19 protein-coding genes, 2 tRNA genes and 1 pseudogene are annotated in these 22,656 nt (G+C 64.2%); 13 read left to right on the top strand and 9 right to left on the bottom strand.

From position 1 onward, the window contains the following. Positions 1-91 precede the first annotated feature (91 nt). Positions 92-820 carry a 2OG-Fe dioxygenase family protein gene (locus ABT392_RS08845; protein WP_464970954.1) on the bottom strand — a complete coding sequence of 243 codons (729 nt, stop codon included), beginning with the start codon at positions 818-820 and terminating at the stop codon, positions 92-94. Beyond that, entirely contained in the window at positions 817-1,857 is a 1,041-nt protein-coding gene (locus ABT392_RS08840; protein WP_395385990.1) for a CDP-6-deoxy-delta-3,4-glucoseen reductase, read from the bottom strand. Before ABT392_RS08840 ends, ABT392_RS08845 begins: the two co-directional genes overlap by 4 nt. A 93-nt stretch (positions 1,858-1,950) precedes the next feature. On the opposite strand from ABT392_RS08840, the gene ABT392_RS08835 reads away from it, so the two are divergent. Then, positions 1,951-2,841 carry an SDR family oxidoreductase gene (locus ABT392_RS08835; protein WP_334276533.1) on the top strand — a complete coding sequence of 297 codons (891 nt, stop codon included), beginning with the start codon at positions 1,951-1,953 and terminating at the stop codon, positions 2,839-2,841. Between the two features lie 4 nt (positions 2,842-2,845). Here the strand turns inward: ABT392_RS08835 and ABT392_RS08830 are convergent, their stop codons facing one another. Then, the gene (locus ABT392_RS08830) at positions 2,846-3,442 is read right to left on the bottom strand and encodes a rhomboid family intramembrane serine protease (protein ID WP_334276534.1); all 597 of its coding nucleotides are present in this window, start codon (positions 3,440-3,442) and stop codon (positions 2,846-2,848) included. A gap of 125 nt (positions 3,443-3,567) precedes the next feature. Then, a tRNA-Leu gene (locus tag ABT392_RS08825) sits at positions 3,568-3,652 on the bottom strand. A gap of 74 nt (positions 3,653-3,726) precedes the next feature. On the opposite strand from ABT392_RS08825, the gene cysM reads away from it, so the two are divergent. The 3 genes from cysM to ABT392_RS08810 are packed head-to-tail and all read left to right on the top strand — an operon-like array spanning position 3,727 to position 5,448. After that, positions 3,727-4,647, top strand: coding sequence for a cysteine synthase CysM (cysM, locus tag ABT392_RS08820; protein ID WP_395385991.1), 921 nt, complete (start codon positions 3,727-3,729; stop codon positions 4,645-4,647). Beyond that, the gene (locus ABT392_RS08815) at positions 4,644-5,189 is read left to right on the top strand and encodes an NUDIX domain-containing protein (RefSeq protein ID WP_395385993.1); all 546 of its coding nucleotides are present in this window, start codon (positions 4,644-4,646) and stop codon (positions 5,187-5,189) included. The genes cysM and ABT392_RS08815 overlap by 4 nt, the downstream gene beginning before the upstream one ends. A 31-nt stretch (positions 5,190-5,220) precedes the next feature. Then, positions 5,221-5,448: a sulfurtransferase TusA family protein gene (locus ABT392_RS08810; RefSeq protein ID WP_334276539.1), complete on the top strand. Its 228-nt coding sequence runs from the start codon at positions 5,221-5,223 to the stop codon at positions 5,446-5,448. 60 nt (positions 5,449-5,508) lie between these two features. Here the strand turns inward: ABT392_RS08810 and ABT392_RS08805 are convergent. From ABT392_RS08805 to ABT392_RS08795, 3 genes are all read right to left on the bottom strand, one after another. Beyond that, positions 5,509-5,599: transfer RNA gene (locus ABT392_RS08805), tRNA-Ser, on the bottom strand. A 44-nt stretch (positions 5,600-5,643) separates the two neighbouring features. Further along, positions 5,644-6,561, bottom strand: coding sequence for an SPFH domain-containing protein (locus tag ABT392_RS08800; protein WP_395385995.1), 918 nt, complete (start codon positions 6,559-6,561; stop codon positions 5,644-5,646). 42 nt (positions 6,562-6,603) lie between these two features. Beyond that, complete coding sequence (locus tag ABT392_RS08795) at positions 6,604-7,026, bottom strand: NfeD family protein (protein ID WP_334276543.1); 423 nt, start codon at positions 7,024-7,026, stop codon at positions 6,604-6,606. Positions 7,027-7,185: 159 nt separating this feature from the next. Here ABT392_RS08795 and ABT392_RS08790 point away from each other — a divergent pair, with 159 nt between their 5' ends. Next, positions 7,186-9,447 carry an arginine/lysine/ornithine decarboxylase gene (locus ABT392_RS08790; RefSeq protein WP_334276544.1) on the top strand — a complete coding sequence of 754 codons (2,262 nt, stop codon included), beginning with the start codon at positions 7,186-7,188 and terminating at the stop codon, positions 9,445-9,447. A gap of 63 nt (positions 9,448-9,510) precedes the next feature. Here the strand turns inward: ABT392_RS08790 and fabI are convergent, their stop codons facing one another. Next, the gene (gene fabI, locus ABT392_RS08785) at positions 9,511-10,293 is read right to left on the bottom strand and encodes an enoyl-ACP reductase FabI (protein WP_395385996.1); all 783 of its coding nucleotides are present in this window, start codon (positions 10,291-10,293) and stop codon (positions 9,511-9,513) included. A 318-nt stretch (positions 10,294-10,611) separates the two neighbouring features. On the opposite strand from fabI, the pseudogene rimP reads away from it, so the two are divergent. The 8 genes and pseudogenes from rimP to ABT392_RS08745 form a co-directional block, all read left to right on the top strand. Continuing rightward, positions 10,612-11,082 (top strand): annotated as a pseudogene (rimP, locus tag ABT392_RS08780) (ribosome maturation factor RimP); the annotation flags it as partial. A 146-nt stretch (positions 11,083-11,228) separates the two neighbouring features. Next, entirely contained in the window at positions 11,229-12,707 is a 1,479-nt protein-coding gene (gene nusA / locus ABT392_RS08775) for a transcription termination factor NusA (RefSeq protein ID WP_334276547.1), read from the top strand. A gap of 52 nt (positions 12,708-12,759) precedes the next feature. Further along, complete coding sequence (gene infB, locus ABT392_RS08770; RefSeq protein ID WP_395385997.1) at positions 12,760-15,687, top strand: translation initiation factor IF-2; 2,928 nt, start codon at positions 12,760-12,762, stop codon at positions 15,685-15,687. 85 nt (positions 15,688-15,772) lie between these two features. Beyond that, positions 15,773-16,156, top strand: a complete 384-nt coding sequence (gene rbfA / locus ABT392_RS08765) for a 30S ribosome-binding factor RbfA (RefSeq protein WP_334276549.1) — start codon at positions 15,773-15,775, stop codon at positions 16,154-16,156. Between the two features lie 18 nt (positions 16,157-16,174). Next, positions 16,175-17,116, top strand: a complete 942-nt coding sequence (gene truB, locus ABT392_RS08760) for a tRNA pseudouridine(55) synthase TruB (protein ID WP_395385998.1) — start codon at positions 16,175-16,177, stop codon at positions 17,114-17,116. Between the two features lie 22 nt (positions 17,117-17,138). Further along, entirely contained in the window at positions 17,139-18,962 is a 1,824-nt protein-coding gene (typA, locus tag ABT392_RS08755) for a translational GTPase TypA (RefSeq protein WP_334276551.1), read from the top strand. 106 nt (positions 18,963-19,068) lie between these two features. Continuing rightward, a complete protein-coding gene (locus ABT392_RS08750; protein WP_395385999.1) occupies positions 19,069-19,971 on the top strand; it encodes a DMT family transporter in 903 nt (300 codons plus the stop codon). A gap of 28 nt (positions 19,972-19,999) precedes the next feature. Further along, on the top strand, positions 20,000-21,121 hold the full coding sequence (locus tag ABT392_RS08745; protein WP_395386000.1) for an enoyl-CoA hydratase/isomerase family protein: 1,122 nt from the start codon (positions 20,000-20,002) through the stop codon (positions 21,119-21,121). Between the two features lie 6 nt (positions 21,122-21,127). Here the strand turns inward: ABT392_RS08745 and ABT392_RS08740 are convergent, their stop codons facing one another. Further along, complete coding sequence (locus tag ABT392_RS08740) at positions 21,128-22,549, bottom strand: putative bifunctional diguanylate cyclase/phosphodiesterase (protein WP_395386001.1); 1,422 nt, start codon at positions 22,547-22,549, stop codon at positions 21,128-21,130. Positions 22,550-22,656: the final 107 nt, after the last annotated feature.

The following is a 22,656-nucleotide window of genomic DNA, read 5'->3' as shown; positions in this document are numbered from 1 at the left end:
CACGAATTTTAGGTGCGCAGGGCAGCAACAGCCTTCGCCAGCTGTGCATCAAGCCATGCCAAGCTGGCATGCCTTCACGGAGTGCCGCCTTTCAGGGGTCCTGAAAGCCACCGGCTCGCAGCGTCACCACCAGGGTGTCGCGGTGGCCATGGCCTCCGTCCGGCTGGATCGGCGTGGTTTCGTGGATCACACGCTCATCGTCCAGCAGGAGCAGCGTCCACGGCTGGGTCATGGTGAAACGCTGGCCTTGCGGGCCGGCGGCTTCAAAGACGCGTGACTCGCCGCCCTTGATATGATGGCGGTTGATCAGGAACACGGCGACGAGGTCGACGCCATCGCGATGCGCGCCTTCAGGCGTCGGGCGGCCGATGCCGTCGGTGGTGTCGATGCGGAACTGATGCGCTTCGACGAACCAGGGTTTCTCGCCCTTGAGCCCTGAAGCAATGGAGGCCAGGCCGCGCAGCAATTGCTGCCAGGCGGGCAGGGCGGTGGCCGCCTGCTCCATCGGCTCGAACAGGCGCTCGATGCCGCCGTGCAGGGCGTTGTAGTCCAGCGGCTGCCAGTGCGCGCGGTGCGGGCTTTGAATGACTTCATCGCCATCGACGACGAAGCAGCTGTGGCGGCGGAAGCGGTAGCGGCCGCCGTCTTTCAGGAAGTTGTCGGGGGGGAGCTTGTCCCAGTAGCCGCTGAGCCTTGCGAGCTGCTCAGGCTGAACACCGAAGAAAGACTGAACGAGATCTGGCGCGATGACTGCATGCCCGAGGTCATGCAGTTGAGTCTGGAACTTCTCTGCGTTGACATAGGGCGGCTGGAACATCATTCAGCCCCTTGCTTGTCGGCTTCGGACGTGAACGAGTCCGCGTAGAACTCATCATCCGGCAGCGAGCATTGCGCGACGAAATCGCGGTGCGCCGATTCCACGACGATGGGCGCGCCGCAGGCATAGACCTGGTGGCCCGAGAGGTCGGGCAGGTCGGCCACCACCTGCTGGTGGACGAAGCCGGTGCGGCCGGTCCAGGCGTCTTCGGGCTTGGGCTCCGACAGAACGGGGATGTATTCCAGTGTGCCCATCGTGGCCGCAGCGTTCAACGCCCAGTCGTGCAGGTACAGATCGGCCTTGCTGCGGCAGCCCCAGTAGAGCTTGAGCGGCCGCGTCAGGCCCAGATGCTGGATGCGCTCGATGATGGCCTTGATCGGCGCGAAGCCGGTGCCGCTGGCCAGCAGCACGATGGCCTTGTCGCTGTCCTCGCGCAGGAAGAAGCTGCCGAAGGGGCCTTCCATGCGCAGGATGTCTTTTTCCTTCATTGCGCCGAACACATGGTCGGTGAACTTGCCGCCGGCCATGTGGCGGATGTGCAGTTCGATGGCGGCTGGCGTGCCCAGGTTGTGCGGTGCATTGGCCATGCTGTAGCTGCGGCGCGCGCCGTCGCGCAGGATGAACTCCACGTACTGGCCGGCATGGAACTGGAAGTTCTGCGTGGCCGGCAGTTGCAGCTTGATCACGGCAACATCGCTGGCCGGCTTCTCGATGCTCATCACGCGGCTGGGCAGCTTCAGCACCGCGAACTCGCCGGCACCGGGCACGGTGCGCGCTTCCAGCACGCAGTCGGTCTGCGGCTTGGCGCAGCAGGTCAGAACGAAGCCGGCGGCTTCTTCCTCGACGCTCAAGGCCTTGTGCTGATGCTCGCGATGCACGACCTTGCCTTCCAGCAGCTTGCTCTTGCAGGAGCCGCAGGCGCCGTCGCGGCAGCCGTAAGGCAAGCCCACGCCGGCACGGATGGCCGCGGCCAGCATGGTTTCATCGCTGTCGACTTCAAAGACGCGGCCGCTGGGCTGGACGGTGACCTGCAGATTCATGGGCGGGAAGGGTGCGAACGTGGACAAAAAAACCGCGGCCCGCGCAAGAAGCCGCGGGCCGTACACTCGGGCGCCATTTTGCCTGAGCCGCCAATGTCCCTGCCTTCGTCACCCCTGCGCCGGCCGCGTTTGCTGATTGTTGGCTGTGGCGACGTCGGCATGCGGGTGTTGAAGCTCCTTGCTTCGCGCTGGCAGGTTTTTGCCCTGACCTCGAGTGCAGAGCGCTTCGCGGCGTTGCGTGATGCAGGTGCATTGCCATTGCTCGGCAATCTCGACGAGCCAGCCACTCTGTCGCGGCTGGCGGGGCTGGCTGAACATGTGCTGCACATGGCGCCACCGGCCTCCGTGGGCGCCACCGACGAACGAAGCCGTCACCTCTTGCAGGCACTTGCACTGCGCAAGGCCCCGCGAAGCCTCATCTATGTCAGCACGACGGGCGTCTACGGCGATTGCGGCGGCGCGCGCTTTGATGAGACGCGAGCCACGGCGCCGGCCACCGAGCGGGGCCAGCGTCGGGTCGATGCCGAGCAGCAGCTCCGTCTGTTTGCGCGTCGCTTCGGCACGCGCGTGAGCTTGCTGCGTGTGCCAGGCATCTATGCGCCTGATCGCCCAGGCGGCCATCCGCGCGAGCGCCTGCTCAGTGGTGCGCCGGTGCTGCGGCGCGAAGATGATGTCTACACCAATCACATCCATGCCGACGATCTGGCGCGAGCTTGCGTGGCGGCACTCTTTCACGCGCTGCCTCAGCGGGCGGTGCATGTCTGCGATGACACCGAACTCCTGATGGGCGACTATTTCGACCTGGCAGCCGAACTCTGCGGCCTGGCGCGGCCGCCGCGCTTGAGCCGGGCCGAGGCTGCGGCACAGATGAGCCCGGTGCGCCTCTCGTTCATGAGTGAATCGCGACGGCTCGCCAATGTCCGTCTGAAGCGCGAGCTGCGCCTGAAGCTGCGCTATCCGACGGTGCGCGAAGGCCTGGTCTAGCGATTCAGCGCAGGCGGCGAGGGCCGCGCGTACGCCAATACCGGATCAGCAGGTAGGCGCCCAGCATGCCGCCCAGGTGGGCGAAGTGGGCAACGTTGGTCGGGCCGAAGTCCAGCAGGCGCGTGCCCAGCAGCAACTCCAGCGTGCCGAAGATGGCGACGAAGTACTTGGCCTTCATCGGAATCGGCGGGATCAGCGGCGTGATGATGCGATTCGGGAACAGCATGCCGAAGGACAGCAGCAGCGCGAACAGAGCGCCAGACGCGCCGACCGTGGGCGCGTTGGAATGCATCAGCGCCGAGAACACCAGCTGTGCCAGCGCGGCCGTCAACGCGCCGGCGATCAGCAGCTGCGCATAGCGGCGGCGGCCCCAGACGCGCTCCAGCTCCGAGCCAAACATCCACAGGCCCAGCATGTTGAACAGCAGATGGGTGAAGCCGCCATGCAGGAAGGCGTAGCTCAATGGCTGCCAGGGCATGAAGTTGCCGGACTGCAGTGGCCAAAGCGCGAACCAGCCGGCACCCGGAACAAGCTCGAACAGAAAGTACACGCCCACGCAGGCCAGGATCAGGGCTTTGGTCAGCGGTGGCAGTTGGGGCATGGTCTTGTTGGCGTGTCGACGTGGGCGGAAGGCCCCAGTGTATGCGGCAGGCGCCCATGGGACGGACGCAAAAAAGCCCCGACATGCGGGGCGATCTGCCAAGACTTCGTCAGCTGATTTTGACCTGGTGCCCGGGGCCGGACTCGAACCGGCACACCTTGCGGCGGGGGATTTTGAGTCCCCTGCGTCTACCGATTTCGCCACCCGGGCCAGGGGCAAAACCTGCTGAGCTATGGATTATGCCATGTGCACAGGGCTTCTCCGGGGCTGCCACAATGCTCGCCATGGAAAGACCGCAGCAAGCCCATTACCAGACCCTCGAAGACGTGATCGGCAACACGCCGCTGATCCGATTGCAGCGCCTTGTCGGCGCCGATCAGGCCGCGCGCGGCAATGTGATCCTGGCCAAGCTGGAGGGCAACAACCCGGCCGGCTCCGTGAAGGACCGGCCCGCCATCAGCATGATCCGGCGCGCCGAAGAACGTGGCGAAATCAAGCCGGGCGACACGCTGATTGAAGCCACTTCCGGCAATACCGGCATCGCGCTGGCCATGGCTGCGGCCGTGCGTGGCTATCGCATGGTTTTGATAATGCCGGAGGACCTGTCGATCGAGCGGGCCCAGACGATGAAGGCCTTCGGGGCCGAACTGATCTTGACGCCGCGCTCAGGTGGCATGGAATACGCCCGCGACCTGGCCGAGCAGATGCAGCGCGATGGCAAGGGCCGAGTGCTCGACCAGTTCGCCAACGTAGACAACCCGCGTGTCCACTACGAAACCACGGGCCCCGAGATCTGGCGCGATACCGGCGGGCGTATCACCCACTTTGTCAGCGCCATGGGCACCACCGGCACCATCACTGGCACCTCGCGATTCCTGAAGGAACAGAACGCAGCCGTACGCATCATTGGCGCCCAGCCATCGGAAGGCTCGCGCATTCCGGGCATCCGCAAGTGGCCCGAGGCCTATCTGCCCAAGATCTACGACCCCAGCGCGGTGGACGAGCTGATCCTGGTCAGCCAGGCCGATGCCGAAGACATGGCGCGCCGCCTGGCGCGGGAAGAGGGCCTGTTTGCGGGCATCTCGGCCGCTGGTGCCTGTTGGGCCGCGCTGCAGCTGGCACGCACGGTGAGCGATGCCACCATCGTCTTCGTCGTCTGCGACCGCGGCGATCGCTACCTCTCCACCGGCGTCTTTCCCGCATGACAGGTGGCGGCAACTACCGCTTCTGCCCGCAGTGCGCGGGTCCGCTGGCCTGGCTGGTTCAGGATGAGGACAGTGGCCCGAAGGAGCGGCTGCGCTGTGCCGCCTGCGCCTATACGCACTGGAACAACCCGACGCCTGTGCTCGCCGCGGTGGTGGAATGCCTGGACCGTGAGGGTCAGGTCTTGCTGGCCCGCAATGCGGCCTGGCCGGGCCGCTTCTTTGGCTTGATCACCGGCTTCATGGAGGCTGGCGAGACGCCTGAAGCCGGCATCTGCCGCGAGCTGCTGGAAGAAACCGGGCTTGAGGCCGTATCAGTGCCAGCGCTGATCGGCGTCTACGATTTCCAGCGCATGAACCAGGTCATCATTGCCTACCATGTGCCGGCGCGCGGTGAGATCTGCCTCTCCCCCGAGCTGGCCGAGTACAAGCTGCTGCCGCCCGCCGAGGTGCGCTGCTGGCCGGCCGGTACCGGACAGGCGATGGCGCAGTGGCTGCGCTCCCGCGGCATCGAGCCCCAATGGCTTGAACTTCCCAAGCCCTAGAATCGACGCCAAACGACTGAGGCATATGTCCATGAACATCCACAAGGAAATCGACACCCGCGGCCTCAACTGCCCGCTGCCCATCCTCAAGGCCAAGAAGGCCTTGGCAGAGATGGAGAGTGGCCAGCTGCTGAAGGTGGTGGCCACCGACCCCGGCTCTATGCGTGATTTCCAGGCGTTTGCGCGCCAGACCGGCAATGAGCTGGTCGAGCAGGCCAACCAAGCCGATGAGTTCATTCATGTGCTGAAGCGCCGCTGAATCTGCTCGACCCGGAAAAGAACAAGGGCCCGTCATCACTGACGGGCCCTTCCCAATTTCTGGCGGAGCAGGCGGGATTCGAACCCGCGGTGGGCTATTAACCCACACACGCTTTCCAGGCGTGCGACTTAAACCACTCATCCACCGCTCCGAAGCCCGCCATTCTAGCCTAGATTTTTGGGCGTTCTGAGCAGTTCAGGACTTGAGAGTGGGAGCTTTCATCAAGGCCATGGCAGTGCCGATCAGGCCTGAGACCTCACTCATATTGCCGGGCACGATCATCGTGTTGTTCTTCTGGGCCAACTGGGCGTAGGCGTCAACCGCTTTCTCGGCCACCTTCAGCTGCACGGCCTGGTCGCCGCCGGGCTGCTGGATGGAGGCGGCGATCTTGCGGATGGCGTCCGCCGTGGCATCTGCGACAGCCGTGATTGCCGCGGCTTCACCCAGGGCCTTGTTGATCTCGGCCTGCTTCTGGCCTTCGGAGCGGGCGATGGCCGCCTCGCGCTCGCCGGTGGCGATGTTGATTTGCTCCTGGCGGCGACCTTCTGAGGCGGCGATCAGGGCGCGCTTTTCGCGCTCGGCGGTGATTTGTGCCTGCATGGAGTGCAGGATGGCGGGCGGCGGGGTCAGGTCCTTGATCTCGTAGCGCAGCACCTTCACGCCCCAGTTCAATGCCGCCTCGTCCAGGGCCTCCACCACGGAGGTGTTGATGACGGCGCGCTCCTCGAAGGTGCGGTCGAGTTCCATGCGGCCGATCACCGAGCGCAGGGTTGTCTGGGCGAGCTGGGTGATGGCAGTGATGTAGTTGCTGGAGCCATAGCTGGCGCGCATCGCATCGGTCACCTGGAAGTAGAGGATGCCATCCACCGTCAGCTGGGTATTGTCCTTGGTGATGCAGACCTGGCTCGGCACGTCGAGCGGGATTTCCTTCAGGGAGTGCTTGTAGGCCAGGCGATCGACAAAGGGCACCAGGAAGTTCAATCCCGGCGTGAGTGTGCCGTGATAGCGGCCCAGGCGTTCAACCACCCAGGCATGCTGCTGCGGCACGACCTTGACCGACTGGATGACAAAGACGGCTGCGACGATCAGCAGCACCAGCGCAACGATTTCCATGCATCTCCCCTTGCTTGATGTTGATTTGGATCTTGAGCGGATTCAGGCCGCGTCGAGCAGCAGGCAGTTGCCGTCGACAGCCCTGATGACAAAGCGGCCGCTGTGTGGCTGACCTTCACCCTGGAAGCGTGCCTGCCAATCGGCGCCACGGTACTTGACGGTGGTGCGGCCGTCCTTGGCCCAGTGCTGGACCTGCACGGTTTGACCAATGTCCAGGTTGACGTCGCGATCTGCATGGGCGGGCAAGCGAACCTGCTTGCTGCGGCGCATGTGCCAGAGTGCGACTGCGGCACCGCCGATGACGGCGCCAGTCACCATCTGGATCGGCAAGCTCAGCCCGAGGTGTGCTGCGAGTGCGGCAGCAGCAGCGCCGACGGCCAGCATCAGCAGATAGAAGGTGCCCGTTGCCAGTTCGGCTGCGACCAGCAGGCCGGCGACGATCCACCAGGCGATGGCTTGATTCATGGCTCCCCCATTTGTTGCAAATGAGTGTAGCGCCGGCCCCGGAGTGCCCAGCCCGTTCTGTTTGTGCGACAAACAGGGGTGGCGTCTTGCGTCGCGGGCGCTTGGCCCTACACTTCGCGCCTTTCGTTTTTCTGCTCAGCGCCCTCTGGAGGCCAAGCCATGCTGCGTTTTCGTTTTCCCATCGTCATCATCGACGAGGACTACCGCTCCGAGAACACCTCGGGTCTGGGCATCCGCGCCCTGGCTGACGCCATTCAGAAAGAGGGCTTCGAGGTGCTGGGCGTCACCAGCTACGGCGACCTTTCGCAATTTGCCCAGCAGCAGAGCCGCGCGGGCGCCTTCATCCTCTCGATCGACGACGAGGAGTTCACGCCCGGCCCCGAGCTTGATCCGGCCGTCTTGAATCTGCGCAAGTTCATCGAGGAAATCCGCTTCAAGAATGCGGACATCCCGATCTACGTCTATGGCGAAACACGCACCTCGCAGCACTTGCCCAACGATGTGCTGCGCGAGCTGCATGGCTTCATCCACATGTTCGAGGACACGCCGGAGTTTGTGGCCCGCCACATCATCCGGGAGGCCAAGAGCTACCTCGACGGCCTCGCGCCGCCGTTCTTCAAGGCGCTGATGGATTACGCGCAGGACGGCTCCTACAGCTGGCACTGCCCGGGCCACTCGGGTGGTGTTGCCTTCCTGAAGAGCCCGGTGGGTCAGATGTTCCACCAGTTCTTCGGCGAGAACATGCTGCGCGCCGACGTCTGCAATGCGGTTGAAGAGCTGGGCCAGCTGCTCGACCACACCGGCCCGGTTGCTGCTTCAGAGAAGAATGCAGCGCGCATCTTCAACGCCGACCACTGCTTCTTCGTCACCAACGGCACGTCGACGTCCAACAAGATGGTCTGGCACCACACAGTGGCACCGGGCGATGTGGTGGTGGTGGACCGCAACTGCCACAAGTCCATCCTGCACTCGATCATCATGACCGGCGCCGTGCCCGTGTTCATGACACCGACGCGCAACCACTACGGCATCATCGGCCCGATCCCCGAAAGCGAGTTCTCGCCCGAGGTGATCCGCAAGAAAATTGCCAAGAACCCGCTGCTCAAGGGTGTGGACGCCAAGAAGGTCAAGCCGCGCATCATGACGCTGACGCAGAGCACCTATGACGGCGTGCTCTACAACACCGAGACGATCAAGGCAAAGCTCGACGGCTGGATCGACACGCTGCATTTCGACGAGGCCTGGCTGCCGCATGCGGCCTTCCATGGCTTCTACGGCTCCTACCATTCGATGGGCAAGAACCGCCCGCGCCCGAAAGAGGCGATGGTGTATGCCACGCAATCCACGCACAAGCTGCTGGCCGGCATCAGCCAGGCTTCGCAGGTGCTCGTGCAGGACGCACAGAACGTCAAGCTGGACAAGCATTTGTTCAACGAGGCTTACCTGATGCACACCTCGACCAGCCCGCAGTACTCGATCATTGCGAGCTGCGATGTGGCTGCCGCGATGATGGACGCGCCTGGCGGCCCGGCCCTGGTGGAAGAGAGCATTTCCGAGGCGCTGGACTTCCGCCGCGCCATGCGCAAGGTCGAGGCCGACTACGACAAGGACTGGTGGTTCAAGGTCTGGGGTCCGGACAAGCTGGCCGACGAAGGCATCGGCAAGCCGGCAGACTGGATGCTCAAGGCCAACCAGAAGTGGCACGGCTTCGGCAACCTGGCTTCGGGCTTCAATATGTTGGACCCGATCAAGTCCACCATCATCACGCCCGGCCTGGACATGAGCGGCAAGTTCGCCAAGACCGGCATCCCGGCCAGCATCGTCACCAAGTTCCTGGCCGAGCATGGCGTGGTGGTGGAGAAGACGGGCCTGTATTCCTTCTTCATCCTGTTCACCATCGGCATCACCAAGGGCCGCTGGAACACGCTGCTGACCGCGTTGCAGCAGTTCAAGGACGACTACGACCGCAATGCGCCGTTGTGGCGCATCCTGCCGGAGTTCTGTGCCGCCCAACCGCGATATGAGCGCATGGGGCTGCGCGACCTCTGCCAGAGCATCCACGAGGCCTACGCCAAGGGCGACATCGCGCGTCTCACGACCGAGGTCTACCTGTCGGACCTCGAGCCGGCGATGAAGCCCAGCGATGCCTATGCCCATATCGCTCATCGCCGCACCGACCGCGTCGAGATCGACAAGCTCGAAGGCCGCGTGACGACCTCGCTGCTGACGCCTTACCCGCCAGGCATCCCGCTGCTGATTCCGGGCGAGCGCTTCAACAAGAAGATCGTGGATTACCTGAAGTTCACCCGTGACTTCAATGCCAAGTTCCCCGGCTTCGCCACGGATGTGCATGGCCTGGTGGAAGAGAAGGGCGAAGATGGCCGCTCGCGCTACTTCGTGGACTGTGTTTCCCTGAAGTGAGCGCGAGTCGGAAACAAAAAAACGGGGCCCAAGGGCCCCGTTTTCCATTGCTGATTCAGAGACTCAGGAGTCGCCGGCCAAGGCCACGTGGCTGAAACCACCATCCACATAGATGATTTCCGAGCTGATGCCGCCAGACAGGTCGGACAGCAGGAAGGCGGCCGTGTTGCCGACATCGTCGATCGTCACATTGCGGCGGATCGGCGTGGTGGCGGCGAAGGCCGACATCAGCTTTCCGAAGTCCTTGATGCCCGAGGCGGCCAGCGTCTTGATCGGGCCGGCCGAGATGCCGTTGACGCGGATGCCCTTGGCGCCCAGGTTGTAGGCCAGGTAGCGCACGCTGGCTTCCAGCGAAGCCTTGGCCAGGCCCATGGTGTTGTAGTTGGGCACGAAGCGCTCGGCGCCCAGGTAGCTCAAGGTGATCAGCGAGGCGTTGGCGCGCAGGCGCGGTGCGGCGGCCTTGGCCATGGCCGGGAAGCTGTAGGCCGAGATGTCATGGGCGATGCGATAGTTTTCGCGCGTCAGGCCGTCCAGGAAATCGCCGGCGATGGCGTCGCGCGGCGCGAAACCGATGGAATGGACGAAACCGTCGAACTCGGGCCAGACCTCGCCCAGCTGGGCAAACATGGCTTCGATCTGCTCGTCGCTGCTGACGTCGCAGTCGAAAATCAGCTTGGAATCAAACTCGGCGGCAAAATCGGTGATGCGCTCCTTGAAGCGCTCGCCCACATAGCTGAATGCCAGTTCGGCGCCTTCGCGGTGGCAGGCCTTGGCAATGCCGTAGGCAATCGAACGGTTGGACAATACGCCCGTGATCAGCAATCGCTTGCCGGCGAGAAAACCCATGGTGGCTCCTGTTTGTTGGTTATCGGGGCCGGATTTTGGCATGCCATGAGCCTCGCGGGCGGCATGCAGCTTGTCGGCATGGTGCTTGCATAGTACAATCCCGGCTTCGCTGGCAAGGCATGACGGCGAACGCAAGGCAAGTGCAGCAAGAGTCACAAGCGCAGTCAGCAAACTGATTGAGCCGAGGCGATTGCAGATGTGGGCGGATTCATCCAGCCCATTTTTTTTTGGCGAACGCCAAATGCATATGTAGCTGCACACCGGCCTTGCCCCGCGATCCCACGATTTTTTGAATCTGCGAGCGACAAAGAACCACGCATGAATTGGCAAGCGGCTGTTGAGAAAACCGTGACCGGCCTCGGTTACGAACTGGTGGACTGCGAACGCAGTGCTGCCGGCTTGCTGCGCGTGTACATCGACAAGCTGAGCGAAGAACTCGCCGCCGGCGCCTTCATCACGGTCGACGACTGCGAGAAGGTCACCCGCCAACTGCAGTATGTGCTCGAAGTCGAGAACGCACCTTACGAGCGTCTTGAAGTTTCTTCACCCGGCGTTGACCGCCCGCTGAAGAAGCTGGCCGACTACCAGCGATTCGCTGGCGAGGAAGTGCAGATCACGCTGCGCGTGGCCTTTCAGGGCCGCAAGAAATACAAGGGTCAGCTTCAGGCCGAAGGCGAGGGCTGGCGCCTCGTCTTCAACGACGGCAAGGCTGATCAAGCGCTGGATTTTTCCCTTGATGAGGTGCGCGAGGCCAGGCTGGTGCCGGCGCTGACCTTCAAGGGGCGCAATGCCCAGCCCAAGGAACTGCATTGGGCGGGCGAGACGGTGACCGAGGCCAAGAAGCCCAAGGCACCCAAGAAGCGCAGCAATGCAAAGGCGCGGCAGTCTGTCGAGACTGTTGGCGAAGATGAAAAGGTTGATGGAGGTCCTGATCAATGAACCGCGAACTGTTGATGCTGGTGGACGCGATTTCGCGCGAAAAGAGCGTGGAGCGCGATGTCGTGTTCGGCGCCGTTGAGGCTGCCCTGGCCTCGGCCACCAAGAAGCTGTATGGCACGGAAGTCGACATCCGTGTGGCCATTGATCGTGACTCCGGTGAGTACGAGACCTTCCGCCGCTGGCATGTCGTGCCCAACGAGGCCGGTCTGCAGAATGCCGATGCCGAGATCCTGCTGTTCGAAGCTCAGGAACAGATCGAAGACATCGAGATCGACGACCACATCGAAGAGCCGGTGGAATCGGTGCCGATCGGCCGTATCGGTGCCCAGGCCGCCAAGCAGGTCATCCTGCAGAAGATCCGCGACGCCGAGCGCGAGCAGTTGCTGAACGACTTCATGTCGCGCGGCGAGAAGATCTTCATGGGCACGGTCAAGCGCCTGGACAAGGGCGACATCATTGCCGAGTCGGGCCGCGTCGAAGGGCGCCTCAAGCGCGGCGAAATGATCCCCAAGGAGAACCTGCGCACCGGCGACCGCGTTCGCGCTGTCATCCTCGGCGTGGACCCCACCCAGCGCGGGCCGCAGATCATGCTCTCGCGCTCCTCGCCCGAGTTCATGAAGGAGCTGTTCGCGCAGGAAGTGCCTGAGATCGAACAAGGCCTGCTCGAGATCAAGAGCTGCGCCCGTGACTCCGGCAGCCGCGCCAAGATCGCGGTGCTCTCGCATGACAAGCGCGTCGACCCGATCGGCACCTGCGTCGGCGTCCGCGGTTCGCGCGTCAACGGCGTGACCAACGAGCTGGCCGGCGAGCGTGTGGACATCGTGCTGTGGTCGGAAGACCCGGCGCAGTTCGTCATCGGCGCGCTGGCCCCGGCCAATGTGCAGTCCATCGTGGTGGACGAAGAACGACATGCCATGGACGTGGTGGTTGACGAGGAAAACCTCGCCATCGCCATCGGCCGCGGCGGCCAGAACGTGCGGCTCGCTTCCGAGCTGACCGGCTGGCGCATCAACATCATGACGGCCGAGGAATCAGCGGCCAAGCATGAAATCGAATCGGAATCGGTGCGCAAGCTCTTCGTCGACAAGCTCGACGTGGACGAGGAAGTCGCCGATATCCTGATCGCCGAAGGATTCACCAGCCTGGAAGAAGTGGCCTACGTGCCTATGCAGGAAATGCTGGAAATCGAGGCCTTCGACGAGGACACGGTCAACGAGTTGCGCACCCGAGCCAAGGATGCGCTGCTGACCATGGAAATTGCCAAGGAAGAGAAGGTCGAGGAAGTGTCCCAAGACCTGCGTGATCTGGAAGGCGTGACGCCCGACCTGATCGCCAAGCTCGCCGATGGCGGCATCCACACACGCGACGACCTGGCCGACCTGGCCGTCGACGAACTCGTTGAACTGGCCGGCATGGACGAGGCTGATGCCCGCACCATGATCATGAAGGCCCGCGAACATTGGTTCACCGCCTGAGGCGCTGAAGACCAATCAATTCGCACAGCAGATTAAGCACAAGGATTCAACAATGGCTGTGACCACCGTCGCCCAGTTCGCCGCAGAGCTGAACAGGCCTGCAAGCACTCTCCTGGAGCAGCTGCAAGCCGCGGGCGTCAAGAAGGCGTCTGCAGAGGATGCCCTCAACGAGGCGGACAAGGAACGCCTGCTGGACTACCTGCGCACTGCGCACGGTACGGCCGGCGCTGACCGCAAGAAAATCACGCTGACGCGCAAGTCGACCAGCGAGATCAAGCAGGCCGATGCCAGCGGCAAGGCCCGCACCATCCAGGTCGAAGTGCGCAAGAAGCGCACCTTCGTCAAGCGCGACGACCTGCCCGCTGGTGTCGACGAAGCCGCAGCCGCAGCCGCGGAAGAGGCCGAGTTGCAGCGCCGCGAAGAGGAAGCTGAAAAGCAGGCCGAAGCACTGCGTCGCCAGGAAGAAGAGCTCGCAGCCAAGATGCGTGAGCGCGAAGAAGCCGAGCGCGCCGCCAAGGAAGCCGAAGAGCAACGCCGCCAGGAGCGCCTGGCTGCTGAAGCCCGCGCCGCCGAGGAAGCTGCTGAAGCAACGGCCAAGGCCGAGGCCGCCGCCAAGGCTGCTGCCGCTGCCGCCAAGAAGGGCGCCGCTGCGACCGCGTCTGCGGCTGCTGCACCTGCACCTGCCGCTGCGGTTGCTGAACCTGTGGCGCCGCCGCCGGCCCCGGTCGAGCCGCCCAAGCCCGCGCTGCGCGTGGTCAAGGCGACGGCTCCGGCTGCCGACGAGAAGCAGAAGCAAGCCGACCTGGAGCGCCGCCGCAAGGCCGCCGAGGCTGAGGCCGCTGCCATCCGCGCGATGATGAATGCGCCCAAGAAGGTCATGGTGGCCAAGAAGCCGGAAGAACCGAAGCCGGTTGAAGCCGCCGCCATCAAGGGCACGATCCACAAGAAGCCGGGCACGCCGGGCGCACCTGCCGCTGCAGGCACCGGTGCTGCCAAGCCGGGCGACAAGAAGTCGATCAAGTCAGAGAAGCTCTCAAGCAGCTGGGCCGACGACGCCGCCAAGAAGCGCGGTCTCAAGACGGTTGGAGCCGGCCCCACGGCTGGTGCTGGCGCCCGTCCGGGCTGGCGCGCTCCGGCCCGCGGTGGTGCGGGTGGCCGTCGCGGCAATGACCGCGGTGGTGATCGTGGTCAGTCGAACTTCGTCGCACCGGTCGAGCAACAGATTCAGGAAGTCCATGTACCCGAGACCATCTCGGTGGCCGACCTGGCACACAAGATGTCGATCAAGGCTTCGGAGCTGATCAAGCAGCTGATGAAGCTGGGCCAGATGGTCACCATCAACCAGCAGCTGGACCAGGAAACGGCCATGATCCTCGTCGAGGAAATGGGCCACAAGGCTTTCGCTGCCAAGCTGGACGATCCGGATGCCTTCCTCGAAGAAGAAGGCACGACCGAGCAGCAGCATGAATCGCTGCCGCGCGCTCCGGTGGTCACCGTCATGGGTCACGTCGACCACGGCAAGACCTCGCTGCTGGACTACATCCGCCGAGCCCGGGTCGCCGCTGGCGAAGCCGGTGGCATCACGCAGCACATTGGCGCGTATCACGTGGACACGCCGCGCGGCATGATCACCTTCCTGGACACCCCGGGTCACGCGGCCTTCACGGCCATGCGTGCTCGCGGCGCCAAGGCCACCGACATCGTCATCCTGGTGGTGGCGGCGGACGATGGTGTGATGCCCCAGACCAAGGAAGCCATCCACCATGCCAAGGCTGCGGGCGTGCCCATCGTCGTGGCGGTCACCAAGATCGACAAGCCTGATTCCAACCTCGAGCGCGTCAAGAGCGAGCTGGTGGGCGAGCAGGTGGTGCCGGAAGAATTCGGTGGCGATTCGCCGTTCGTGGGCGTGTCTTCCAAGACCGGCCAGGGCATCGACGACCTGCTGGAGCAAGTGCTGCTGCAGGCCGAAGTGCTGGAACTGAAGGCGCCGAAGGAGTCGATGGCCAAGGGCCTCGTGATCGAAGCCAAGCTGGACAAGGGCCGCGGCCCGGTCGCCACGGTGCTTGTGCAGAGCGGCACGCTCAAGCGCGGCGACGTGGTGCTGGCAGGTTCCACCTATGGACGCGTGCGCGCCATGCTGGACGAAGACGGCAAGGCCTGTGCCGAGGGCGGTCCTTCCATTCCGGTGGAAATCCAGGGCCTGACCGAAGTCCCGCAGGCCGGTGATGAATTCATGGTTCTGGCCGATGAGCGCCGAGCGCGCGAAATCGCCACCTTCCGTTCGGGCAAGTACCGCGACGTCAAGCTGGCCAAGCAGCAAGCTGCCAAGCTCGAGAACATGTTCAGCGAAATGGGCGGCGGCGACGTGCAGACCCTGCCGCTGATCATCAAGGCCGACGTGCAGGGTTCGCAGGAAGCTCTGGCCGCCTCGCTGCTCAAGCTCTCGACCGACGAAGTCAAGGTGCAGATCGTCCATGCGGCGGTCGGTGGCATCAGTGAGTCCGACGTCAACCTGGCGATCGCCTCCAAGGCGGTCATCATCGGCTTCAACGTGCGTGCCGACGTGCTGGCCCGCAAGCTGGCCGAAGGCAACTCGGTCGACCTGCGCTACTACAACATCATCTACGACGCCGTGGATGAGGTGAAGGCAGCGATGGCCGGCATGCTGGCGCCCGAGCAGCGCGAAGAAGCGCTGGGTACGGCAGAGATCCGCGTCGTGTTCGTGGCTTCCAAGATCGGTACCGTGGCCGGTTCCATGGTCACTTCGGGCCTCGTGCGTCGTGGTGCCAAGTTCCGCCTGCTGCGCGACAACATCGTCATCTACACCGGCGAGGTCGACTCGGTCCGCCGCGAGAAGGACGATGTCAAGGAAGTCAAGGAAGGCTTCGAGTGCGGTATCAAGCTCAAGAACTACAACGACATCGCGGAAGGCGATCAGCTGGAGTTCTTCGAGATCAAGGAAGTGGCACGAACGCTTTAACCAGCGGAGTTGGCCCCACCCAGCAGACCCCGCCTCCGAAACGAAGGCGGGGTTTGTTCTTGGGAGGCCGAGAAGGAGCTAAGACATGCGACACAAGAGAGCCATCCCCAACCGCGGTTTCCGCGTAGCCGACCAGATCCAGCGCGACCTGGCGGAGCTGATCCGTGAGTTGAAGGATCCACGCATCGGCATGGCCACCGTGAACGCGGTCGAGGTCACGCCCGACTACGCGCATGCCAAGGTCTTCTTCTCGGTGCTGGTCGGCGACCCGGCCGAAACCGAAGAGGCCTTGAACGAAGCTGCCGGTTTCCTGCGCAACGGCCTGTTCAAGCGCCTGCAGATTCATACCGTGCCGACGCTGCATTTTCATTACGACCGCACGATCGAACGCGCGGCCGAGCTGAGCTCGCTGATCTCCAAGGCCAACGCCACCCGCGCGCTGGACGACGAAGAGCACACGAACGACTGAACTCGCAAGAGACCTGACGTGACCGAAACCAGACCCCAGCGCCAGAGAGTTGTGCGCCGTGCCCTGCACGGCGTGCTGCTGCTCGACAAGCCGCTGGGCCTGTCCAGCAACGACGCTCTGCAGAAAGCCAAGTGGCTCCTGCGGGCGGAGAAGGCCGGGCACACGGGCACGCTCGACCCCTTGGCCACCGGCCTCCTGCCGCTTTGCTTCGGCGCGGCCACCAAGTTCAGCCAGGTCAGCCTTGACGCCGACAAGGCCTACGTTGCAATGCTGAAACTGGGCCAGACGACGACGACCGGCGATGCCGAGGGCGAAGTCCTGGAAACGCACGAAGTGGCCGTGACGCGTGAGCTGATAGCAGCTGCCTGCGCGAAATTCACCGGTGCCATCTCGCAAGTGCCGCCGATGTATTCGGCCCTGAAGCACGAAGGCAAGGCGCTGTACGACTATGCGCGCCAGGGCATCACGATTGAACGCGAAGCGCGTGCCGTGACGATTCACGGCATCGACATCGTCGACTGGCATGCTGACGCGCTGACCATCGCGGTCCGCTGCTCCAAGGGCACCTACATCCGCACGCTGGCCGAAGACATCGGCCGCGAGCTGGGCTGTGGCGCCCACCTGAGCGCCTTGCGCCGCACGGCCAGTGGCGCCGTCGATGTGCGAGACGCCATCAGCCTGGATGCCTTGGCTGCGATGACGGAAGCCGAGCGCGAGGCGCTCTTGCGTCCGCCCGATTGCTTGTTGGCCGACTGGCCGTCCATCAGCCTGGCTGATGAAGACGCCAGCCGGTTCCTGAATGGTCTGCGGCGTCGCGTTGCCGCCGCAGATGCACCGCATGTCCGGGTCTATGGGCCCGCCGCTCATGCCTTGTTGGGCAGCGCATCAATCGCCGCCGGTGAATTGATTCCCGGTCGTCTGTTGAGCCCGCAGGAAGTAAGCAGCCTGCTGAGCACTTGAGAATTTTTAGGAAAGTCGTCTTATGAGTACCCAGATCCGCAACATTGCCATCATTGCCCACGTTGACCATGGCAAGACCACGATGGTGGACCAGCTGCTGCGTCAAAGCGGCACCTTCGCCGACCACGAAAAGGTCGTCGACACCGTGATGGACAACAACGCCATCGAACGCGAGCGTGGCATCACCATCCTGGCCAAGAACTGCGCCGTGTCCTGGGAAGGCACGCACATCAACATCGTCGACACACCCGGACACGCGGACTTCGGCGGTGAAGTGGAGCGCGCGCTGTCCATGGTTGACGGCGTGGTGCTGCTGATCGACGCGCAGGAAGGCCCGATGCCGCAGACCCGCTTCGTGACCAAGAAGGCGCTGGCCCTGGGCCTCAAGCCCATCGTCGTGGTCAACAAGGTGGACAAGCCGGGCGCCAAGCCGGACGCCGTCGTCAACGCCGCGTTCGACCTGTTCGACAAGCTGGGCGCGACCGACGAGCAGCTGGACTTCCCGGTCGTCTATGCCTCGGGCATCAACGGCTGGAGCTCGCTGGTTGAAGGCGCGCCGGGCGAGAAGTGGGGCGAAGACATGTCGGCCCTGTTCAACACCGTGCTCAAGCATGTGCCGGCGCAGTCGGGTGACGCCAGCGCGCCGCTGCAGCTGCAGATCTCGGCACTGGACTTCTCGACCTTCGTCGGCCGCATCGGCGTGGGCCGCATCAGCCAGGGCACGATCAAGCCAGGCATGCAGGTCAAGGTCATGGAAGGCCCGGACGGCAAGTCCGTCAACGGCCGCATCAACCAGGTGCTGACCTTCCACGGCCTGGACCGCGTGCAGGTCACGGAAGCCGGCCCGGGCAATATCGTGCTGATCAACGGCATCGAGGAAATCGGCATCGGCGTGACCGTGACCGACCCGGCCAATCCGCTGCCGCTGCCCATGCTGAAGGTGGACGAGCCGACGTTGACGATGAACTTCTGCGTCAACACCAGCCCGCTGGCCGGTCGTGAAGGCAAGTACGTCACCAGCCGCCAGATCTGGGACCGCCTGCAGAAGGAACTGCAGCACAACGTGGCGCTGCGCGTTTCCGAGACTGACGAAGACGGCATCTTCGAAGTCTGCGGTCGCGGCGAACTGCACCTGACCATCCTCTTGGAAAACATGCGCCGTGAAGGCTACGAGCTGGCTGTCTCCAAGCCGCGCGTGATGTTCAAGGACATCGACGGCGTGAAGAGCGAGCCGATGGAGCTGGTGACGGCCGACGTGGAAGAAATCCACCAGGGCGGCGTCATGCAGGCCCTGGGCCTGCGCAAGGGCGAAATGCTGAACATGGAGCCGGACGGCCATGGCCGCGTGCGTCTCGAGTACCGCATTCCGGCGCGCGGCCTGATCGGCTTCGCCAACGAGTTCATGAACCTGACCCGCGGTTCGGGCCTGATCTCTTCGATCTTCGACGGCTACGAAGCCCACAAGGGCGACATCGGCGGCCGCAAGAACGGCGTGCTGATCTCGATGGACGACGGTGAAATCTTCACCTACGCCCTGGGCAAGCTTGACGACCGCGGCCGCATGTTCGTCAAGCCGAATGACCCGGTCTACGAAGGCATGATCGTCGGCATCCACAACCGCGACAACGACCTGGTCGTGAACGCCACCCGTACCAAGCAGCTGACCAACTTCCGCGTCAGCGGCAAGGAAGACGCGATCAAGATCACGCCGCCCATCGACCTGACGCTGGAATACGGTGTCGACTTCATCGACGACGACGAGCTGGTCGAAATCACGCCCAAGAGCGTGCGTGTCCGCAAGCGATTCCTCACGGAAAACGAACGCAAGCGCGCGTCGCGCGCTTGAGCGCACGACGCGCGCACTGCGCGGTCCAGTGAGCTCCCCCAGCCCCCTCCATGAGGGGGCTCCAGTCAGACAGACGCCCGCGCCCCGAAAGGGGCGCTCTCAATTCATGAGCCATCGTCGTGCCCTCCTGTTGATGATCCTGGTCACGCTGCTGTGGAGCACGGCGGGCGTGGTCACGCGGCATCTGGAGGCGGCGCGCAGTTTCGAGCTGACGTTCTGGCGCAGTGCGTTCAATGCGATCAGCCTCGTCGTGCTCTTGCGCTGGCTGCGCGGGCCGGCGTTCTGGGGGCAGCTGGTGCGGGCGCCGCGGCTGGTCTGGCTGTCGGGCGCCTTCTGGGGCCTGATGTTCACGGCCTTCATGGTGGCGCTCAGCATGGTCAGCGTCGCCACGGTGCTGGTGACGATGGCGCTCGGGCCCCTCTTCACGGCGCTGTTTTCGCGGGTTTTTCTGCGTCACCAGTTGCCGGTTCGCACCTGGGTGGCGATAGCGCTGGCCACGCTGGGCATCGCCTGGATGTTCTGGCAGGAGGCTGGTGAGGCGGGTGGGGCAGGGCTGTCGGGCATCCTGGTCGCCTTGCTGGTGCCGCTGGCAGGCGCCGGCAACTGGACGCTGCTGCAGCGCGCCACGCATGGCAGCGCCGACCCGGACGCGCCTGCGCCGGGGCAGGACATGCTGCCCGCGGTGCTGATAGGTGCCCTGATCTCGGCCGCGCTCACGCTGCCGCTGGCCTGGCCTTTCCAGGCGTCCGCCCACGACCTCGGCTTGCTGGGCTTCCTGGGCCTGTGCCAGTTGGCGATTCCCTGCCTGCTGGCTGTGCGCCTGTCCCGCGTACTGCCCGCGCCCGAGATCGCGCTGCTCGGCCAGCTGGAGGTGATCTTCGGCGTGCTGTGGGCCTGGCTGGGTGCCGGGGAAGCCCCGGCTGGCGCCACGCTCATCGGCGGTGCTATTGTGCTGGCCGCCCTGGCAGGCAATGAAATCCTGGCGCTACGGCAGCGCCGGTCACAATGAAGCAATCAAAGAAACTGGAGTTCCTGGCATGAGCGCCGCACCGTTGATCCCCCCGCTGCAATCCGAGGGCCAGGTCCTGGCCGAAGTCAACGGCTGCCTGGGGCTGATCACCTTGAACCGCGCGAACGCGCTGAATGCGCTGTCGCTGGCGATGATCCGTGACCTCACGGCACTCCTGAAGGCCTGGGCCGCAGCGCCGGCCATCGAAGCCGTGGTCATCCTCGGCGCCGGACGCGATGGCAAGCCTGCGGCTTTCTGCGCCGGTGGAGACATCCGCTTCTTCCATCAGGCCGCCCTGGCCGGTGACAAGGCGCTGAAAGACTTCTTCACTGAAGAGTACGCGCTGAACCACCTGATCCACGCCTATCCGAAACCCTATATCGCCTTGATGGATGGCGTGGTGATGGGCGGTGGCATGGGCATCAGCCAGGGCGCCAAGTTGCGCGTGCTGACCGAACATTCCAAGCTGGCCATGCCCGAGACCAATATCGGCCTGTTCCCCGACGTGGGCGGTGGCTGGTTCCTCGCGCAATGCCCGGGCAGCAGCGGCGAATGGCTGGCCCTGACCGGGCATGCCGTGGGTGCTGGCGACGCCATCGCCCTGGGTCTGGGCGACGTATTCGTGCGCAGCGGCGAGTTGCCCATCATCATCGAGGCCTTCCGTCGCGGTGAGCAGCCGAGCGCCGAGCATGTCGTGGCCACGGTGATGGAGCGGGTCGATCTCGCAGCGCCGGCCGACGACCTGGAGCTGCGTCGTCGCATCGACCTGCATTTCTCCAAGCCCACGGTGCTGGCGATCTGCGAGTCGCTGCAGGCCGCGGGCGATGCCTGGTCGATGGAGACGCTGGCCACCTTGCGCAAGCGTTCGCCGCTGATGCTGGCCGTCACGCTGGAACTGATCCGCCGCGCCCGCAAGCTGAGCCTCGCCGAAGACCTGCGCTTGGAGCGTGACCTGGTGCATCGCTGCTTCCATCTACGCCCTGGCGCGGCCTCGGAAACGGTGGAGGGCATCCGTGCGCTGGCGGTCGACAAGGACCACAGCCCGCGCTGGAACCCGGCGCGCATCGAAGACGTGACGCCGGCCATGGTGGCCGAGTTCTTCGCCAGCCCCTGGGCGCCGGCCGAGCATCCACTGCGCGGCCTGGCCTGAAGCTGATCAGGCGGGGCGTGGGGCGGCTGGCAGCGGCTTGCCGCTGCGGGCCAGCGCCTCGAATTCCTCGATAGGCACAGGGCGCGAGAACAGAAAGCCCTGGAAGATCCGGCAGCCCATGGCCTGCAAGGCCTGCAGCTGCGCATGGTTCTCCACACCTTCGGCCACCACTTCGAGACCGAGGTCCTCACCGAGGTGGACGATGGTGGCGGCGATCTTGGCTGCGCTCGCATCGCCAGGCAGGTCGCGCACAAAGCTCTGGTCGACCTTGATCTGATCCAGCGGCAGCAGCTTCAGATAGGCCAGCGAAGAAAAGCCGGTGCCGAAATCGTCCAGCGCCATGCGTATGCCCTGGCCGCGGATCTGCTCCATCTTGCTGCGCACGGCCTCGAAGTCCTCGACGAACATCGACTCGGTCAGCTCGAACTTGAGCGAGGCCGGCGGCGTCTCTGCTTCGTGCACGGTCCCCAGCAGCTTGGTGGTCGAGGCGCCGGAATAGAGCTGGGCCGAGCTGACATTGACGGACACGGTCAGCTGGCTCAGCACCGGATCATCTTCCCAGGCGTGCAGGGCCTTGCAGACGATGGCTGCGATCTGCTCGCCTGCCGGCACGATCAGGCCTGATCGCTCGGCCATCGGAATGAACTCGGCGGGCGAAACATAGCCCCGCTTGGAATGGCGCCAGCGCATCAGGGCTTCGGCACCGACGATGCGGCCATCCGCCGTGCACTGGGCCTGCAGATAGGCCTGGATTTCGCCGGTGGCCACGGCGCGGGCGAAATCGAGCTCGAGCGCCGAGGTTTCCTTGGCTTCGCGCAGCATGATGTCGATGATCATGAACAGCAGCACGGTGGCGCTGACCACGTTGATCACGGCACCCACGCGCCGCTGCGTCTCGTTCATGAAGTGCTCGTGGGCCAGATCGACCGGCGCCATTGCCAGCACGGCGAAGCAGGTCAGCACGATGATCACCACGGCGGCGCGCACCGCAAAGCGCTCATGCTGCAGCAGGAACACGCTATAGACCGTCAAGGGAACCATGTAGAGGTGCAGCGTGCGCGGCGCCACCACGGTGGGTATGTCCGCCAGGCCGGCCACGGTCAGCAGAAAGCCCAGGCAGACAAAGAGAAAGATCATGCCTGCCAGGCGCACCTGCTTGCGCTGCACCAGCCACAGCACCAGGCCGGCCGATGCCGCCAGGCCCAGGTCCAGCACCGTCAGCCAGAGCTGGTTCTTCAAGGCGAAGAAGCTGGCCCAGAAGGCAATGGTGCCGATGGTGAACCAGCTGCCCGTGATCAGCATGCGCCGGCGGCGGCGATCAAAGGGCTGCGGCAGGGTGCCTTCCGCATTGTTGAAGCGTGCCAGCAGTTGAGCTGGCGATGGCCAGCTCGACAGCGGCCGGCCGATCCCAAGCGACTCTTCGAGCATGCTGCTGGCTCTTTCCCACGCCGAGGCGTGATGGACGCGAAATCTTTTGGTCTTGCCAGCAATGTCCGCGAGTCCTTGATGCCGCGTCATCCGTATATGCGCCTAGT

Origin of the sequence: Paucibacter sp. JuS9 (genome assembly GCF_044043925.2) — a bacterium.
Lineage (GTDB): Bacteria > Pseudomonadota > Gammaproteobacteria > Burkholderiales > Burkholderiaceae_C > JAUASW01.
The sequence above is the reverse complement of the archived record's forward strand: the minus strand, read 5'-3'. Positions and strand labels throughout refer to the sequence as shown.

What these genes read in the sequence shown, in the direction of transcription:
- typA (WP_334276551.1), top strand. Translation starts at nt 17,139, where the DNA reads ATGAGTACCCAGATCCGCAACATTGCCATCATTGCCCACGTTGACCAT.
- fabI (WP_395385996.1), bottom strand. Translation starts at nt 10,293, where the DNA reads ATGGGTTTTCTCGCCGGCAAGCGATTGCTGATCACGGGCGTATTGTCC.
- infB (WP_395385997.1), top strand. Translation starts at nt 12,760, where the DNA reads ATGGCTGTGACCACCGTCGCCCAGTTCGCCGCAGAGCTGAACAGGCCT.
- ABT392_RS08750 (WP_395385999.1), top strand. Translation starts at nt 19,069, where the DNA reads ATGAGCCATCGTCGTGCCCTCCTGTTGATGATCCTGGTCACGCTGCTG.
- ABT392_RS08840 (WP_395385990.1), bottom strand. Translation starts at nt 1,857, where the DNA reads ATGAATCTGCAGGTCACCGTCCAGCCCAGCGGCCGCGTCTTTGAAGTC.
- ABT392_RS08740 (WP_395386001.1), bottom strand. Translation starts at nt 22,549, where the DNA reads ATGCTCGAAGAGTCGCTTGGGATCGGCCGGCCGCTGTCGAGCTGGCCA.
- ABT392_RS08815 (WP_395385993.1), top strand. Translation starts at nt 4,644, where the DNA reads ATGACAGGTGGCGGCAACTACCGCTTCTGCCCGCAGTGCGCGGGTCCG.
- nusA (WP_334276547.1), top strand. Translation starts at nt 11,229, where the DNA reads ATGAACCGCGAACTGTTGATGCTGGTGGACGCGATTTCGCGCGAAAAG.
- ABT392_RS08835 (WP_334276533.1), top strand. Translation starts at nt 1,951, where the DNA reads ATGTCCCTGCCTTCGTCACCCCTGCGCCGGCCGCGTTTGCTGATTGTT.
- rbfA (WP_334276549.1), top strand. Translation starts at nt 15,773, where the DNA reads ATGCGACACAAGAGAGCCATCCCCAACCGCGGTTTCCGCGTAGCCGAC.
- ABT392_RS08800 (WP_395385995.1), bottom strand. Translation starts at nt 6,561, where the DNA reads ATGGAAATCGTTGCGCTGGTGCTGCTGATCGTCGCAGCCGTCTTTGTC.
- ABT392_RS08795 (WP_334276543.1), bottom strand. Translation starts at nt 7,026, where the DNA reads ATGAATCAAGCCATCGCCTGGTGGATCGTCGCCGGCCTGCTGGTCGCA.
- ABT392_RS08810 (WP_334276539.1), top strand. Translation starts at nt 5,221, where the DNA reads ATGAACATCCACAAGGAAATCGACACCCGCGGCCTCAACTGCCCGCTG.
- ABT392_RS08790 (WP_334276544.1), top strand. Translation starts at nt 7,186, where the DNA reads ATGCTGCGTTTTCGTTTTCCCATCGTCATCATCGACGAGGACTACCGC.
- ABT392_RS08830 (WP_334276534.1), bottom strand. Translation starts at nt 3,442, where the DNA reads ATGCCCCAACTGCCACCGCTGACCAAAGCCCTGATCCTGGCCTGCGTG.
- cysM (WP_395385991.1), top strand. Translation starts at nt 3,727, where the DNA reads ATGGAAAGACCGCAGCAAGCCCATTACCAGACCCTCGAAGACGTGATC.
- ABT392_RS08845 (WP_464970954.1), bottom strand. Translation starts at nt 820, where the DNA reads ATGATGTTCCAGCCGCCCTATGTCAACGCAGAGAAGTTCCAGACTCAA.
- ABT392_RS08745 (WP_395386000.1), top strand. Translation starts at nt 20,000, where the DNA reads ATGAGCGCCGCACCGTTGATCCCCCCGCTGCAATCCGAGGGCCAGGTC.